Genomic DNA, 17,935 nt, shown 5'->3' with positions numbered 1-17,935 from the left:
TCAGAGGTTTTGTTTATCATTAGTTTTCGTAAATTTCCATCCACAGACGGCTTTCTTCCAGATCGAGTTCTTTTTCGATTTTACGGAAAATTTCCTCGTTTACGGAACCTTTTTTGTGCATGACTTCGAGTTTGGAACGCTCTACGTTGAGTAAGTCAATTTGCAATTTGGTAAAATCATTGAAGATTTCGCCACCCATCACGTTTCCTTTTCCGAAGAAATTGGCCGGTAATTCGGTTTTCTGCAAACGGTTGAATTTCACCTCGTATTTGCTTTTTATATTATGCAGCAGATCATCATTCAATAAGGAAAAATGATCTTCGATATGGGCAATCGTTTCCGAAACAATTATATTTCGGATACCGTACTCCTCTGCCAGAATAGAGTAAGGCTGTAATTTTAATTTACGGATCACCCACGGCAAGGTTAGCCCCTGAATGACCAGCGTAGACAAGATCACACAGAACACCAGATAAATGATCAGGTTCCGCAACGGAAACGCTTCATTATCATTGATGGTCAGAGGCAAAGCCAAAGCGGCCGCCATGGAGACCACGCCACGCATGCCGGACCATCCGAAAACAATCATGTTCCGGTAATCAAATTCTTCTTTCTCCCGGATTTTTTTACTTAAAAACCTCGGAACCAAAGTGGCCGGAACCACCCACAAAAACCGGACTACAATAACCACAATACTTACCGTTGCCCCCCACACAAACAAAGACATTCCCGAATAATCGCCTATGCCTTCGATAATCTGACGCAGCTGCAGCCCAATCAGAATAAAGATTAAACCGTTTAAAATATTCGTAAGAACACTCCATATTGTTCCCGTCATCATACGGCTTTCGTGTGTAAAAATCGTCCCTGATCGTGCCGAAAGATACAAACCTGTTGTGACCACCGCCAAAACACCGGAGCATTCAAAATGCTCGGCAATCAGGTACGATGCAAAAGGCGTCAGAAGCGTAAAGGTCGCTTCGATAATATCGTCACAGACAAACTTTTTATGTATAAAACTCATGACAAAACCAACGGCCAGACCAATGGCTATGCCGAGGGTAGACATGATAAAGAAATTCAATCCCGCCTGCCAGAGTACAAAATTACCGGCAGTAATCGCTGTTAACGCATATTTATACGCCACAAGACCGCTCGCGTCATTGAGCAGGCTTTCTCCTTCAAGGATCGCAATAAGCCGTGGATGCAGTCCTAAACCTTTTGTAATAGAAGTCGCTGAAACAGCATCGGGAGGCGAAACAATAGCGCCCAGTAAAAAGGCCAAAGGCCACGAAATATCATCTATGAGTAAATGGGCTGCCCAGGCTACCGCTACTGTGGTAAACAGCACCAGACCAACAGCCGCAAGTGTAATCGGGCGCACGGTTTGCTTAAAATCGGCCCAACTGGTGTACCAGGCAGCATGGTATAAAAGCGGTGGCAAAAAGATAATAAAAACCACTTCCGGACTTAAGGCAATGACAGGAAGACCCGGAACAATACTGATGACAACCCCGCACAAAACGAGCACGATTGGAATTGGAAAATTATATCTTTTACTTAGAAGGCTCAGGAAAGCAACCCCGAACAACAACATAATGATTACTGTAATATTTTCCATCTCCGTTTATTTTTGGCTTTATTTTTAAAATTGGCAGCAGGTTTTTTAAGGGTACTAATATAATATTTTATGATAATCCCTGCGGTATAAACCGTTTGCTTTTAAAACAAAAAAACGCCTCAAAAATTTGAGACGTTTTTTAACCAAAATTAATTAACGATGATGATGGTGCGTTTTTTAATTAAAAAAAATTACTTCCATCCGCCACCTAAAGCACGGTACAGGTTAACCAGCGCTTGTAACTTCTGCAGATTATCATTTACACCGCTTAATTGCGCCGACAACAGATTTTGTTCTGACGTTAATACATCTGTATAATTGGTTGCAGAACTGTATTCTAAAAGTTGTTGTGTATAATCCACCGCTTTTTCTAATGATTCAATTTGTCTGGCTCTCGAATCCTGTTTTTCAACTGCCATCTGATAGGCGTATAAGGAATTCGAAACTTCCTGACCTGCCACTAAAAGACTCTGTTGAAAATTATTCAGTGCCTGTAACTGTTTCGATTGTGCCGTTGTCAGTCTGGCTTTGTTTAAACCCTGATTGAAAAGCGGCTGTGTCAATCCTCCGATAAGCGAATAGAAAATAGAATTACTGAAAAAATCTTTTATTTCTAAATTCGAAAAACCGCCACTTGCCGTAAGCGTCAGGCTCGGATAGAAATAAGTACGCGCTAAATTGGTACTTTCAAAAGCAGTCCTGAAATTAAATTCCGCCTGACGGACATCAGGACGATTTTGCAGTAACTGGGAAGATACACCCACCTTAATGTTTTCAGGAATTACCTGATCTTCCAATATACCTCTTTCGATGGTTCCGGGCCCTTGTCCCATTAAAATATTCAGGGCATTTTCGGTTTCGCGAATACTTTGTTTTAAATCCGGAATCAGCACTTCCGCGGCATAACGATTGGCTTCACTCTGTACCACAGCGGCACCGGTAACGATGGCCCCTTCTTTTAGGGATTTAATCGTTTCTACGTTTTTAATACGGCTTTCCAGTGTTTTTTGTGTAATCTCCAATTGTTTGTCCAAAGACAATAACAGAAAATAATTATTGGCAATATCCGAAATCAATTGTGTCTGAACCGCTTGTTTGGCCGCATCTGTAGCCAGGTAGCTGGACAGTGCAGCTCTTTTGGAACTGCTCAGTTTTCCCCAGATATCGGCTTCCCAGGACGTACTCAGTGCTAACTTGTACGTCGTTGTCAGCGTATTGATGTTGATCCCTGCCGGAAAGTTAAGACCTGCCTCCGATTGTTTGGTACGCGTTACATTGGCATCCAGGTTTAAGGTCGGATAATAGGCCAGTTTACTCTGACGCAAAGTCGCCTGTGCCTGAATGATATTTTCAATTGCGTTTTTCAGGTTCAGGTTCTGATCGAGTCCTTTCTGAATCAGGGCATTTAGTTTTGCATCTTTAAAAACACTCTGCCAGGGCATCGCTGCCATTGTCGTGGTGTCGGCGGAAGTCTCATCACGAAACAACTTTTCGGTCGAAACACTTGCGGGGCGTTCGTATTTTTTGGTAATGGAGCACGCACTTAAAAGCGCGGCTGCCAGTACCAGAAGTATATATTTATTGGAACTATGAGTCATCTTTTTTCTTAATTTAATTATTACTCCTTGTGAGCGTCTAATACTGGCACTTCCTCGTCATCGTCTTCGTCATAACCGTCTTTGGCCGGACCACTTACTTTTTCCTGTAACGTCTGAAAAACAATAAACAAGACCGGAATAACGAATACTCCAAGAATAGTTCCGATTAACATTCCCCCAACAGCTCCTGTTCCGATGGATTTATTACCCACCGCACCGGCTCCCGTAGAAAACATCAAAGGAACAAGTCCTAAAATAAAGGCAAAAGAGGTCATTAGAATTGGTCGTAAACGTGCTACGGCTCCTTCAATGGCTGCCTGAACGATTGGCAATCCTTTTCTTCTTCGTTCTAAGGCAAACTCGACAATCAAAATACCGTTCTTGGCCAGCAATCCAATCAGCATGATTAAGGAAATCTGCAGGTAAATATTACTGTTTAATTTGAATATAATCGAGAATAAATAAGCACCCGCCAATCCAAAAGGAATGGAAAATAATACCGCAAACGGTAAAATATAACTTTCGTATTGCGCACTTAACAGGAAGTACACAAACACCAGACACAGGATAAAAATGAAAATCGTTTCACTTCCTGAAGCTAATTCTTCACGCGTCAGTCCGGAGAATTCATAGCCGTAACCTGCCGGAAGATTTTCGGCTGCTACTTCCTGAATCGCTTTAATCGCGTCTCCCGAACTGAATCCCGGATTTGGGGCTCCCGTAATGGCAATCGACGTAAATAAGTTGAACCTTGAAATGGATTCCGGTCCGAAAACCCTTGTCATTTTTACAAATTCCGTAATCGGTGCCATGGTTCCGGAACTGTTTCTCACGAAAATCTTATTCAGCCCTTCCGTATTGGTACGGAATTCCGGAGAAGCCTGGATCATCACACGGTATTGTTTTCCAAACTTATTAAAATTCGAAGCATACAATCCACCGTAATAACCCTGCATCGTAGACAGAATCGAATTGACGGTCACTCCTGCATCTTTCGCTTTGGCTAAATTAATTTCCATCATATATTGCGGAAAGCCGGGATTAAAGGGTGTTGTTGCATATTGTATTTCAGGACGTTTGGACAACTTTTCCAAAAAGTCCGTATTCACTTTAAAGAATTCTGCTGTCGAATGCCCTCCTTTATCCTGCAATTGAAATTCGAATCCGCCACTTTGTCCAAAACCCTGAATCGTTGGCGGAGAAATGAAGAAGATATTAGCTTCACGAATACCGCTTGTTTTGGCAAAAAGCTGACCAATTACGTCATTCACACTTAACTCACGTTTGTCCCAGGTTTCCAGTTTTACGATAACCATACTGTAGGCACTACCTGCTCCTGCGGTAAAGTTCTGCCCGACAATACGAAGGGTATTTTTAACTCCCGGAATGGTTTTCGCAATACTGTCTACTTTCTTCGCGATAACATCGGAACGTTCCATAGAAGCCGATGGCGGTAAGCTGATGTTGGCAAAAACAGTTCCCTGATCTTCCGCCGGAACGAAAGCCGATGGTGTCGTTTTCATCATGTAAAATAAGGCTGCACCGGCAATAAGAATCGAAGCTAAAACAATCCATTTTTTTACGGAAAGGAAACTTACCGAACGTTTGTAGCGTTCCGTTACATTGTCAAAGGCAACGTTAAAAGAAGTATAAAATCTTTGAATAAAACTTTTATGTTTGTGATCGTCAGCGTGTGGTTTTAAAAGCAAAGCACACAAAGCCGGACTTAAAGTCAGGGCATTGATCGCCGAAAGGATAATTGCTACCGCTAATGTGATACCAAATTGTTTGTAGAAAACCCCGGTAGATCCATTGATAAAGGTCACCGGAATAAATACCGCCGCCATTACCAGTGTGATCGAAATAATCGCTCCGGAAATTTCGCTCATCGCGTCAATCGTTGCTTTTTTAGACGATTTATAACCGTGATCGAGTTTGGCATGCACCGCCTCGACGACGACAATGGCATCATCGACGACAATACCAATCGCTAGTACCATCGCAAAAAGCGTTAATAAGTTTATCGTAAATCCGAATAAATTCAGGAAGAAGAACGTACCTACAATTGCCACCGGAACGGCAATCGCAGGAATCAGCGTGGATCTGAAATCCTGAAGGAAAATAAAAACCACAATAAAAACCAGGATAAAGGCTTCGATCAAGGTGTGGATTACCTTTTCGATAGAGGCATCCAGATTTTCGTTAACATCTACCAGAATCGTATATTTCACTCCTTTTGGAAAGTTTTTTGCCGCTTCTTCGATCAGTTTTTTAGAGTTGATGATTACGTCACGCGCATTAGATCCCGGAGTCTGGCTAATCGCCATCGCTGCCGATTCTACACCGTTTGTTTTAATCGTCGACGTATAACTTAGCGACCCCAATTCTACTTTAGCCACATCTTTCAGGCGCAGCATTTGTCCGTTTCCAACCGATTTGATGATGATGTCCCCAAATTCCGTGGCACTGGTCAGACGTCCTTTGTATTTAATTACGTATTGAAAAGCCTGATTCCCGTTCTCCCCGAATTTACCCGGTGCAGCTTCGATATTCTGTTCTGCCAGAGCAGCCGAAATATCACTCGGAATCAGTTTATATTGCTGCATGACATCCGGTTTCAGCCAGATTCTCATGGAGTAATCTTTTGCCCCGAAAACCGTCACGTCTCCTACCCCAACGACACGCTGGATTTGCGGTACCAGATTGATCTTCGCGTAATTTTGAAGGAAAGTCTGATCGTAGGCTTTATTGTCACTGTATAAAGAGAAAATCAACAAGTTACTACTCTGGCTCTTTGTTACCGTAACACCCGCCTGAGTTACCTCTACAGGTAGTAAACTGGTGGCTCTGGAAACCCTGTTCTGCACGTTTACCGCTGCCAGATCGGGATTTGTTCCTACTTTAAAAAAGATTTTTATAGAAGCATTTCCGTCGTTGGTCGCTGAAGAAGTCATGTACGTCATGTTTTCTACACCGTTGATTTGTTCTTCCAGCGGAATCACAATACTTTTAAGTACTACATCTGCATTGGCACCGGTGTAACTCGCCGAAACGTTTACTGTGGGCGGCGCGATATCCGGATATTGGGAAATAGGGAGCTCAATAAGCCCTAAAACCCCCAGAATAACAATAATAACCGATATTACTGTCGAAAGTACAGGTCTTTGTATGAATATTTTAAACATTTTATTTTCTTATTTTAAGTCAGCGTAAACTGTTTCTGCACTTACATTATGTGTTTTAATCTGAGATCCGTCTTTAAGAGCGGCAACTCCTTCTAAAACAATCTGATCGCCGGCTTTTAATCCGCTGGTTACCACATAATAATTTCCGGCAGCACTGTTATCTAACACTGTAATATTGGTATTTTTCGTTTTTCCGTCTTTTCCGACCACGACTGCAAAAAGTTTGTCCTGAAGTTCAAAAGTGGCACTCTGCGGAATTAATAATCCCTCTTTTATGGCTTTCGGAATTCGTACCGTTACACTGCTTCCGCTTCTGATAATTCCCTGTGGATTTGGAAAACGGGCCCTGATGTTTACCGTACCTGTTTCTGTATTGATTAATCCGTTTATGGTTTCGATACGTCCTTTTTGGTCGTATGCAGAACCGTCTGAAAGCACTAAGGAAACGGCCGGTAATTTTTTGATTTTCTGAGCCAGCGATACTCCCGAGTCGGTATCGGTAAAATTTAAAAGCACTTTTTCATTCATCGCAAAATAAGCGTACACATTTCCGATACTGGAAACCGTTGTTAAAGGTTCTGCTGTATTGGAACTTACCAGGCTTCCCAAACGAAACGGAATTGAACCTACCACTCCGTTTACCGGACTTGTTACTGTGGTATATACCAGATTGGTTTTGGCATTTACTAAACTTGCATTGGCCTGCGCAAGTGTTGCCATAGCGGATTCGTAGTTGAACTGAGCAGATTCTAATTCGTATTTGCTGATAATTCCTTTTTCTACTAATGGTTTTACTTTTTGTACCGCTAATTTTGCTGTACTTACCGCTGCCTGAGCACTTTTTATACTTGCCGCGGCTGTACGGACTTGTTGTTCGTACTCCGGAGCACTGATTTTAAACAAGGCTTGCCCGGTTTTTACAACGGCACCTTCATCAACATATATTTTTTCAATATAACCTTCCACTCTTGGACGGATTTCTATATTTTCCTGCCCCTGAATACTTGCAGGATAATCTGTATTTAAAGTGGCTGATTTTGACTCTAAAACGAGTGTTTTATATTCTTTAACGGGCTGTGCTCCTCCAGCCTGAGCTGACTTATCATCTTTATTACCACATGATGCGATAAAAACGGATACTGCGAGAATGCTTAAAAAGGATTGCTTATTCATTGGAAATAATAGGTAAATTATCGATTATACAAAACAAAGGAACTAAAATATTACAAGCAAAAAATTACCAATAGACGGAGAGCAGTAAACTATCGATAGACACAACATAACACCCGATGGAAATTATAAAAAACTAAACAAGCGTTTAAATTCTGTCTCGTCGGCTCTAAGATGGTTTTTAAGGATTCTGGTTCTGTATTGAGCGATTGGTTAAAAATGGTATTCAGATAAAATGTAATATTGTCTTAAAAATAATCAATTATAATGAAAACAAACTTCTTTAGACCCTATTTATTTCCCGGAATACATATTCTCAGCTGGTTTTTACTTGGGTTTATCATGCTGTTTTACACGCCTTTAAGCTGGAATATTACAATGCCGACCTTCTTTTGGCTGTGGCAGGCGATCGTACTTTTCTTTATGATTGTTATTTTTTATTCGAATGCTAAAATAGTTGTTCCCAAAACCATTATTAAAGGCAATATGGCAACTTATCTCATCTGGGCTTTTTTAGTCATTTTTGCCATGCAGCTTATCGCTTATTTTTATACGTCACAAACCGATCTTCACAATAAAATTGCTGCCCTTTTGGGATTCAAAAAATATCGAAGTGATTATTTTGACAATTGGGTATTCACCTTCACCCTGTTAGTTTTAGGAATCAGTACCAGTTGGGCAATGTTACAGTATTGGCAGAAAGCAGCGCAGCACAAACAAAAGCTGGAGCAGGACAAAACGATGGCTGAACTGGCAATGCTGAAAGCACAGATTAATCCGCATTTTTTCTTCAATTCCCTGAATAGTATTTATTCCTTAACGTACAGTAATATTGAGGATTCCCGCAATGCCCTTCACACGCTGAGCCGAATGATGCGTTACCTGCTGTACAGCACAGAAGGAGAACGAACTACATTACTAAAAGAAGTTGATTTCCTGAAAGATTTTATTGCCTTAATGCGGCTTCGAGCCAATAGCAAGCTGACTATTACAACTGCTATTCCGGAACAGCTTGCAGATTATCCGATCGTTCCCATGCTTTTGCTGCCGTTGGTTGAAAATGCGTTTAAACATGGGGTACATGCAACAGATAAAAGCGAAATTATCATTACCTTGAAGCAAAAAGAAACCGATCTTGAATTTGAAGTAGTGAATACTTTTTTCGAAAAAACAGCAAACTCTGATCCGGGAGGAATTGGTTTAACGAATACAAAACGCAGATTACAGCTTATTTATCCGAACCAATACTCGATGGATTGCGGTGTGAACCAGGACGGTAAATATGAAGTAAACCTGAAAATAACTTTAGAAAAATGATCGTATTGAAATGTATAGCAGTAGATGATGAGCCATTGGCCTTAAGACTGGTCGAAACTTTCATTGAACAAACCCCTTTTCTGCAATTAACAAGCAGCTGCGACAATGCCGTAGAAGCCATGAGTGTCATTCGGGAAAAACAGCCTGATGTGGTTTTTCTGGACATCAACATGCCCAACCTAACAGGAATGGAACTTGCCCGGCTTTTGCAGGAACAACCGGGCACGCCGCCAAAAATTGTTTTTACAACCGCTTACAATCATTATGCAATTGAAGGATATAGAGTAAATGCTGTTGATTACCTTTTAAAACCTTTTAGTTATGAAGAATTTTTAAGGGCAGCCAACAAGGTTTTGGAATTATGCCAGGAAACTTCCCATCTGCCGAATGTTATTGACGATGAATTTATTTTCTTAAAAGTAGAATACCAATGGATTAGGGTCAGCCTGAAGGATGTTTTGTATATTGAAAGTTTAAAAGACTATGTAAAAGTACATTTGGAAGCGCCACAAAAAGCGTTACTTTCATTGATTTCCTTAAAAGCATTAGAAGAGAAATTACCCTCTTCAAAATTCATGAGAATACATCGTTCCTATATTGCCTCCCTGGATAAAATAAGTGCCATCAGCAAAAACTCCATCTTTATTGACAAGGCTGAAATAACCGTTGGCGAACAATACAAAGAAACATTTAAGGCAATCGTCGACAAATGGATTAAATAAAAAACAATTACAAATGGAAAAAAGAGCCAACAAATATCATTTGACACTAAAGTCAACGCAATACGCCAATGGGGAAACAGAACCCCTAAAAGAACTGGAACTGGACTTTGACAACCACGATGAAATCTTCGAAATTATTGAACGAATAAAAAATAAAAATCTGTTCGATGATCCGGCTGAAGCAACACAATTTGCCCTTGGATTAAAATTGTTCAGCGAAATAAAACTAAAACACCGCAAAAATCCTCTGTTTACGGAACTGAATGAAGTCTTTCCGATATTCATGAAAAAATTAAAAAGCCTTTAAGTGAGGCTTTTTTTTTAGTTTACAGTTTTCAGTCACAGTTGTCAGTCGCAGTGTTCAGCCACAGTATGCAGTTCTAACTCTTACACCAAACTCATAACCCACAACCAACAACTCATAACTCACAACTCCTAAAAAAATCTCATAACAAAATTGAGTTTAGTACGTAAAAAAATGTTAAATTTGGCTACCCACATCACTAAACCTACTAAACAATATGAAAAAAAAATTATGTTTTAGCTTAGAAAATGTACGATTAAAGACGACTTTCCTCTCTATTTTCTTTTTATTGATCTCCTGGCAGGGTAACTGTCAGTACCTCACCGAAACCCTTGCCCCTACGGCAGTTATTAAAGAAGGGCTTTCGTTAGAACAATCTTCAGACGGGCGGATTTTTATTGCCGAAAGAGCCGGTATCGTCAAAGTATTCCAGAATAATGCCGTCTCAACTGTCTTTACCGTAACCACCATTACCGATAACGAACAAGGATTACTGGGCCTTACCTTACATCCCGATTTTGCCACAAACGGTTATATCTATGTCTTTTATGCTATCAATGACGGAGCGGTGATCAGACACCGAATCGAACGTGTTCAGATTGATAATACCAATCAGGTGGTAGCCAGACAGGAAATTCTTTTACTGGAACCTATTGGCGGCGGATTTCACAATGGTGGGGATCTAAAATTCTTTAACGGATTTCTGTATGTAACCGTTGGAGACAGCCAGCAAAATACCAATTCTCAGGATTTGGATACGTATAAAGGAAAAATATTACGTCTTACCGAAAACGGACTTCCGGCTCCGGGGAATCCTTTTTACGGAAGCGGTTCTGTACAAAAACAAAGTATCTGGGTCTATGGATTCAGGAATCCGTGGAGGCTTGTTCCCAACGTAAAAGCCAATAAATTATATGTGCTGGACGTTGGAACTTCCTGGGAAGAAATAAACGAAATCAGCAACCCAACCATCCGCAATTATGCCTGGGGACATCCTCAGGGAGGTGACGGAAAGCAAACGGAAACCAATTTATTTACCAATCCTATTTTTACTTATGCAACGGGAAGTATCGGAAATGCTTTGACCAATGGTCTTTTGTACAATCCCACCACTCCGCGTTATCCGAATCTGGAAGGGAAATTTATCATTAAAGATTTCGTACGAAATGCGATCCGTTCTTTCGATCCGAATATTGCAGATCCGGTTTCTACAGAATTTTACAGTGCTCCGCAACAGATGGCATTGGGTATGATGTTAGGAAACGACGGCTATATTTATTATTGTGCTTATGGAAACAACGGCTCTTTAATCCGACTGAATTATATCGAAACCGCAGCTCCGACAATAGTCAACCATCCGGTATCCAAAACGATAATGGAGACGTATCCTGTTACTTTTAATGTAACGGCAAGTGGTGTTGGATTAAGCTATCAATGGCAATTTAATAATGCCGACATTCCGGGTGCAACAGCTTCAAGTTATACGATTCCCAATGTTACCAATGCCAATGCAGGAGCTTATCGCGTGGTTGTAACCAATACGGCAGGTAATGTAACGAGTAATCCGGCTACGCTTACTGTTACACCGTTCAGCAATGCGCCTACAGTAACACTGGTTTCTCCTTTACCAACCTTAAAATGGAATGCAGATGATATTATCAATTATGCAGCCACAGCAACAGATATAGAAGACGGTGTATTGCCGGCAAGTGCTTTCTCGTGGAGTATGGATTTATTTCATGAAGATATTCCCGGAGCAGGACATTCACATCCCGGAGCGAGTCCGCAAGGGGTCTCATCAGGAACATTTCTGGCGTCTAACCAAGGTGAAAAAACACCGAATGTATGGTACAGGTTCACGGTTAAAGTCACGGACAGTAATGGATTGACGGCTTCCACTTATGTAGATGTTTACCCGAATCTTGTCGATGTTACTACAACCAGTTCTCCGGTTTTATTGAATTTAGAATTTAATCAAAAACCTATTGTGGCACCGGCTACTAAAAAAGTGGTTGCCAATGCCAATTTGCAAACACTCAATGCTCCTACTCCGCAATATGTTGGAAACATTCGATACGATTTTGATCACTGGAGCCAGGGCGGAACTGTCAATCAGAATTTTCAGGCACCGGCAACAGGAACGATTACCTATACGGCTTTTTATACGGCAACTACTTTAGGAAATGCTCCTTATCTGGGAACCATTGCCCAGATTCCGGGTATCATTGAAACCGAAAATTATGATGTAGGCCCAACTGCCTTTCTGGATACCAATGGCGGCGGAGATACACCCTACAGACCCGGAGATGGCGTAGGAACCGAAGCCTGTAGCGAAGGAGGTTTTAATATTGCCTACGTGGCCAAAAACGAATGGCTTAAATACACCGCAAAAGTAAACACGACCGGAAATTATGATATTAAATTAAGAATCTCAACTCCCTATGCCAACAGAAAAGTACATCTTGAAGTCGATGGTGTAAATGCAACCGGAGTGGTTGATATTCCCAATACAACCGGTTTTCAGAACTGGCAGACGGTAACAGTACCCAATATTCCTTTAACACAGGGCGTACATACGATCACTTTGTTTTTTGACGAAGCGGATATTAACATCAACAAACTTGAATTCACCTTATCGGCAAATGCGACTGCTCCAGTAGCCGATTTTGAAGTAAGCAGCTCCATGGGCTGTTTGAATACACCCGTTACTTTTACCTCTGTTTCTATCGGAACAATAGATACGTACAACTGGAGTTTTGGAGAAGGTGCCCAGCCTGCAACCGCAACAGGAATTGGCCCTCACAGCGTGGTGTATGGTACAGAAGGTGACAAAATGGTGTCATTAACGGTTACCAATACGGCAGGAAACAATAAAAAAGACATCACCTATATGGTTCATAATTGCAATCTTGGTGTTGAAATTCCAACTGAAGAATCAAAAAAGATTGTCGTTTATCCGAATCCGTCAAAAGGAATTTTCTATTTGTCAAAAGAATTAGAATGGAGCGTTTATGCTGCCTCAGGAGCTAAAATAAAACAAGGTTCCGGAACTGTGATTAATATCTCTGATCAGGCCACCGGAATCTATTTTATTAAAAACAATGAAAGCAGTAAAGCAATATCTATTATGAAACAATAAATAAGCTCAGTTTAAAGCACAAAAAGGAGGCATACGGTAAAACGTCTGCCTCTTTTTTATGGAATAGATTCTGTTGCACGCAGTTTTTTACTCTTGTGTTTCAGACACCCTCTGTCATTCCGAGGAACGAAGGAATCGCATCCAGTATTCGCCAACAGTGTGAAATTAGCGTGCGTGATTAACAGGTGTAATTAGCAAGTGCGATTCCTCGTTCCTCGGAATGACAAATACCTGGGGTTATTGCGTTTTATTTCTTGCGTTTTAAACACCGCTTGTCATTCCGAGAAACGAAGGAATCGCATCCAGTTTTCGCCAACAGTGTGTGATTAGCATATATGATTCCTCGTTCCTCGGAATGACAAACCTGGGGTCAGTGCGTTTTATTTCTTGCGTTTTAAACACCGCTTGTCATTCCGAGGAACGAAGGAATCGCATCCAGTATTCGGCAACAGTGTGTGATTAGCATATGTGATTCCTCGTTCCTCGGAATGACAAACCTGGGGTCACTGCGTTTTATTTCTTGCATTTTACACATTGCATTTCATTCCAATTGTGTGAAAACGAAAATAAAAATTCACTTTCACACAACTTCTGTGAGAAAGTGAGAAATAAAATCAACTTTCCCACAGCAATAAAAAAAAACCAGTCAGGAAAAGCTGGCTGGTTCATAGAATTTTTAGTGTAAAATGGTCAGCCTGTTTTAGGAAGACCCAATAAATCAATTGGCGTATAAAGAATATCTTTTTTAGAATTTATAAGTTACTCCAACTCTGAAGTTTCTTGGCTGTTCTGTCTGCCAGTAATACGTATTCACATTTCTTGAAGCGTAGTAAGAACCACTGTACAAATATTTATCAAGAATATTAAACACATTGGCTGTAAATTTCATTTTTCCTGTTTCGTAGGATAAACCTCCGTCCAGTTTGAAATATTCCGGAAGTTTCTCCAATCCTACTGCCCATGAATCTGTTTGTCTTCCTGCAAGATACGTTCCTCCTATAGAAGCTCCCAATCCTTTTAATTTACCGGACACAACCGTGTAATTTAACCAGGCATTGGCAATATGTTTTGAAAATCCTGTTAAGGCACTTCCTTCTGTAATAGACGGTACATTAGAATCTGTTACAATTGCTTCCGTAAAGGCGTAATTCGCAATCAGGTTAAGTCCGTCAAGGATTTTACCTCTTACGTCAAACTCAACTCCCTGTGCTCTTTTTTGACCCAATACCACTTTCCAAATATCAGTTGGTCCATTTTCAGGATCGGCTGTTAGTTCGTTTTCCTTAATGATTCTGTAAGCCGAAACGGTAGTACTCCACGATCCGTCAAACCAGTCTTTTTTGATACCAAACTCAATATTATTACCCGTAAGCGGTTTTATCGCTTCTCCGCTTTTTATAATACCCGATTGCGGTGTAAAAGCCTGATCGTATAATCCGTAAACAGATGTGGTTGGTGTTACAGAATAACTAACCCCTACACGTGGTGTAATGTGACTGTCTTCCTCAACATCTCCCCAGCCTGACTGGTTCACCCAGGTGTATCTTGCAGCAAGAGTCACTCTCAGTTTATTCTCAAAAAAACCAAGTTCATCCTGAATGTAACCTGCCGCATATTTTGAAGTTATCCCTCCAAAAGATCTTTGTTTAAGGGGCTTACTGCGATCAAAATTCGGCAATCCGTTAGACGGGGTTCCGTAATTGGGTTCAAAAACATTAAACGGATTATCGTAAGTATCTAAATTATGGGACTGATAAAAGTCGGCCAAATATTCTTTATTCCCTAAATCAACACCACCTAACACTTTGTGGGTTACTGCTCCGGTATTAAATTTTCCATTCACAAAAATTTGTCCCAGATACATATTACTTTCAGCATCCCAGATCCCTACACTACGCACCACCTGACCATATCCAAGTTGCTCATCAGCGATATCATCTTCGTCCAGATAAACAGGCCCCGGACCAACAGCTGTAGGCCAGGAACTGTATCCTTCCTGCAGGTATTTAAAATAAGAAGTTTGTGCCGTAAGTTTCCAGTTATCATCAAACTTATGTTCAAACGTGAAATATCCGCTGTGATCATTCATTTTGGTATCCGGTATACCAGGCTGTGTCATGGTAAAATTTCTTGGCATGGTTGCATATCCGCCGCCATCAGCACCAAATACATAATAAGAACCTACTTCAGACATATTCGCGTGCTGGTAGTTGTACTCCAGCGTAATTTTAGTTTTATCATCGATCTGGTAAGAAAGAACCGGAGCAATTACATAACGGTCATTATGTTCGAATGGTCGGTGAGAGCCTTTCTTTTGTAAAGCCCCGTTGAATCTGTATAAAAATTTACCTTTTTTGTCCAGTTTTCCATCAAGGTCAATGCTTGCTCGGTAAAAATCATAACTTCCTGCCATTACGGTAGCCTCTCCTTTTGTGATTCCGGTTGGTTTTTTAGTCACCACATTATAAAGTCCGCTTGGATCTCCATTGGAAAGCATAAACCCGGCAGGACCTTTTACAAATTCAATATGGTCTACAAAACTCATGTCTTCCGTAAGAGGCCCCCAGAAAGACGAAACTACGTTAAAACCATTACGGAAAGCCTGAATCTGAGAACCACGCATGGTAATGTTCGTATACATATCACCCCAGTGCTCTACACGAACAGCACCACTCACATTGCGAATCACTCCGTCACTCATACTGATAATCTGTTGGTCTTTTAAAGTCTGACCACTTACAATCTGAATGTTCTGAGGGATTTCAAGAACCGGAGTCTGAAGACGCAACGACAAAGAAGGTTTGTCCTGCTTGTATTTGTTTTTTGTAATCACAACTTCATCCAGATCTTCCTGATTTTCTGCAAGTGCGAAATTTTTAGTTGTGGTTTGTTTTGCAGTAACTACAATATTATCCTCAACAGGCTGAATTCCTACAGCGCGAATACTAATCGTATAACTGCCAGGTTTAACGTTTTTGATCTCATATTGCCCTTTTTCATTCGTTACGGCATTATGTTTTGTTCCCTTAAGCGTAACAGCAATATTTTCTGCAGGAGTATTGCCGCTTAAAGTCACTTTTCCGACTATTTTTCCCGTTTCCTGCCCCGTCATATTTAAGGAGATCAGAAACAACAAACTAAACAGCACTTTTGTAATGGTTGATATATTCATGTTGGTATGGAGTTTAAATTCAGGAGCAAAAGTAACTGCTAAAACACTTCAATCCAAATTATTCTTAATCATTCTAAATAAAAATTATCCGCAAATTTATAAAAACAAGTTTTACTAAAAATGAGTTTTAAAATTTATTATATTGATTTAAAACACTTTATACCTAAAATAAACCTATCCAAAAAGAGGAACTGCTTCTATTCTTTTTCTTAAATTTTAACAAAAAAAGAGTAATTGAACATTTTATGACAAGTCGTGAATAAAAAAATAAAATCAAACTAACCTAATTTGTTATTTAGATTTCTATATTTGCAACCAAGTTGCGTTAAATTAAGCCCTAAAACCGGCTCGAAAAAACCAACTCGTTAGTAGTCAGGAATGAAGAAAAAAGTAGTTTTAATCAATCTTTTGATGTCTTTTACCGTATTGTTCGCAATGCTGTTTCAGACGCTGCATTCTTATGAGCATATTTATAAGCAACTCACAGAAAAACACTGTGATCACAAATATGCTGCCCATCAAAAACAAATCACGCACAGCCATACTGTAGAGAACAATTGTTCTGTCTGTCATTTTGCCTTTAGTACATTTATCCCAAATACTTTTCAGCCCTTATCATTTCATACTATAATTGTTGAAAATCCAATTGCCTTTACTTTTACAAAAGCTGCATCTATCTTTTTCAAAGGCAGCCTTTTTGCGCTGAGAGCTCCCCCGGCCCTAGTCTAGTTTACTATCCTTATTTTTTGAATATGAAATATCTTTCGCCAATTTTTCTGGCTGAAAGCGTGTCCTGTTTATTACTTTATTTGAGCTTTTGCAGAAATAAAAACTTAAGACTCATTTCTGTTTCAAACTGAAATACATATTGCATTTCCGAAACCATAGTAAGCTATTCCTTATTTTTTCGAAATAAAAAACGAAGCTGTTGTTCGAAAGAACAGCAGGAGTTTACTATTTCTATTCTTTACAATCCAACAAATTCAAATCCATACCATTATGCTTACAGCAGAAAACCTGACCAAAAAATATGGCGACCATATCGCTTTAAATGCCCTGAACCTAACCATTAAAAAAGGAGAAATTTTTGCCCTTCTGGGACAAAACGGTGCAGGAAAAACAACTACAATCAATCTGTTTTTAGGCTTTACACCACCCAGTGGCGGAACACTGGAAATAAACGGAATTTCAGTCACAGAAAATCCGCAGGAAACCAAGAAACACGTGGCTTATATCCCGGAAACCGTTATGTTATATCCGAATCTGACAGGACTGGAAAACCTGAAATTCTTTTCTTCGCTGGCAGGGTTCCAATATTCAAATGGCGAACTGACTTATTTTCTAACCAAAGCAGGTTTACAAACCAAAGCACACGATCAGCATCTTGGCGGCTACTCCAAAGGAATGCGTCAGAAAGTCGGAATTGCCATTGCTATTGCAAAACAGGCAAAAGTACTATTGCTGGATGAACCTACCAGTGGCCTGGACCCCAAAGCTTCCAACGAATTCTCTCAAATCCTAAAAGAACTTTCCGCAGACGGAACAGCCATTTTAATGGCCACCCACGATATTTTCAGAGCCCGGGAAGTGGCCACCCATATCGGAATCATGAAACAGGGAAATCTGGTTACGATTATTGAAGCCGCTAAAATTTCAGCTAACAAATTAGAAAACCTGTATTTACAAACCGTATAAAAGGAAATAAAA

The 17,935-nt window shown here is 40.3% G+C and carries 11 protein-coding genes; 6 read left to right on the top strand and 5 right to left on the bottom strand.

The window, feature by feature from the left end:
• Positions 1 to 19: 19 nt before the first annotated feature.
• From HAV12_RS09585 to HAV12_RS09570, 4 genes are all read right to left on the bottom strand, one after another.
• Complete coding sequence (locus tag HAV12_RS09585; protein ID WP_171569446.1) at positions 20 to 1,621, bottom strand: Na+/H+ antiporter; 1,602 nt, start codon at positions 1,619 to 1,621, stop codon at positions 20 to 22.
• A gap of 191 nt (positions 1,622 to 1,812) precedes the next feature.
• Positions 1,813 to 3,219: an efflux transporter outer membrane subunit gene (locus HAV12_RS09580; protein ID WP_171569445.1), complete on the bottom strand. Its 1,407-nt coding sequence runs from the start codon at positions 3,217 to 3,219 to the stop codon at positions 1,813 to 1,815.
• A 20-nt stretch (positions 3,220 to 3,239) separates the two neighbouring features.
• Positions 3,240 to 6,404 carry an efflux RND transporter permease subunit gene (locus tag HAV12_RS09575; protein WP_171569444.1) on the bottom strand — a complete coding sequence of 1,055 codons (3,165 nt, stop codon included), beginning with the start codon at positions 6,402 to 6,404 and terminating at the stop codon, positions 3,240 to 3,242.
• Positions 6,405 to 6,413: 9 nt separating this feature from the next.
• Positions 6,414 to 7,577 carry an efflux RND transporter periplasmic adaptor subunit gene (locus tag HAV12_RS09570; RefSeq protein ID WP_171569443.1) on the bottom strand — a complete coding sequence of 388 codons (1,164 nt, stop codon included), beginning with the start codon at positions 7,575 to 7,577 and terminating at the stop codon, positions 6,414 to 6,416.
• A gap of 264 nt (positions 7,578 to 7,841) precedes the next feature.
• Here HAV12_RS09570 and HAV12_RS09565 point away from each other — a divergent pair, with 264 nt between their 5' ends.
• From HAV12_RS09565 to HAV12_RS09550, 4 genes are all read left to right on the top strand, one after another.
• The gene (locus tag HAV12_RS09565; RefSeq protein ID WP_171569442.1) at positions 7,842 to 8,891 is read left to right on the top strand and encodes a sensor histidine kinase; all 1,050 of its coding nucleotides are present in this window, start codon (positions 7,842 to 7,844) and stop codon (positions 8,889 to 8,891) included.
• Positions 8,888 to 9,613, top strand: a complete 726-nt coding sequence (locus tag HAV12_RS09560; protein ID WP_171569441.1) for a LytTR family DNA-binding domain-containing protein — start codon at positions 8,888 to 8,890, stop codon at positions 9,611 to 9,613. Before HAV12_RS09565 ends, HAV12_RS09560 begins: the two co-directional genes overlap by 4 nt.
• Before the next feature lie 13 nt (positions 9,614 to 9,626).
• Entirely contained in the window at positions 9,627 to 9,920 is a 294-nt protein-coding gene (locus HAV12_RS09555) for a DUF3861 domain-containing protein (RefSeq protein ID WP_171569440.1), read from the top strand.
• 214 nt (positions 9,921 to 10,134) lie between these two features.
• On the top strand, positions 10,135 to 13,056 hold the full coding sequence (locus tag HAV12_RS09550; protein ID WP_171569439.1) for a PQQ-dependent sugar dehydrogenase: 2,922 nt from the start codon (positions 10,135 to 10,137) through the stop codon (positions 13,054 to 13,056).
• Positions 13,057 to 13,801: 745 nt separating this feature from the next.
• On the opposite strand, the gene HAV12_RS09545 is transcribed toward HAV12_RS09550, so the two are convergent.
• Entirely contained in the window at positions 13,802 to 16,228 is a 2,427-nt protein-coding gene (locus HAV12_RS09545; RefSeq protein WP_171569438.1) for a TonB-dependent receptor, read from the bottom strand.
• Between the two features lie 378 nt (positions 16,229 to 16,606).
• Between HAV12_RS09545 and HAV12_RS09540 the strand changes: the two genes are divergently transcribed.
• Positions 16,607 to 16,957 carry a hypothetical protein gene (locus HAV12_RS09540; protein WP_205423360.1) on the top strand — a complete coding sequence of 117 codons (351 nt, stop codon included), beginning with the start codon at positions 16,607 to 16,609 and terminating at the stop codon, positions 16,955 to 16,957.
• 270 nt (positions 16,958 to 17,227) lie between these two features.
• On the top strand, positions 17,228 to 17,923 hold the full coding sequence (locus tag HAV12_RS09535) for an ABC transporter ATP-binding protein (protein WP_171569437.1): 696 nt from the start codon (positions 17,228 to 17,230) through the stop codon (positions 17,921 to 17,923).
• Positions 17,924 to 17,935 lie beyond the last annotated feature (12 nt).

The sequence above is a fragment of the Flavobacterium sp. CLA17 genome (genome assembly GCF_013112255.2).
In the GTDB taxonomy this organism is placed as follows: domain Bacteria; phylum Bacteroidota; class Bacteroidia; order Flavobacteriales; family Flavobacteriaceae; genus Flavobacterium; species Flavobacterium circumlabens.
This window is presented reverse-complemented; position numbering and strand designations above follow the sequence as displayed.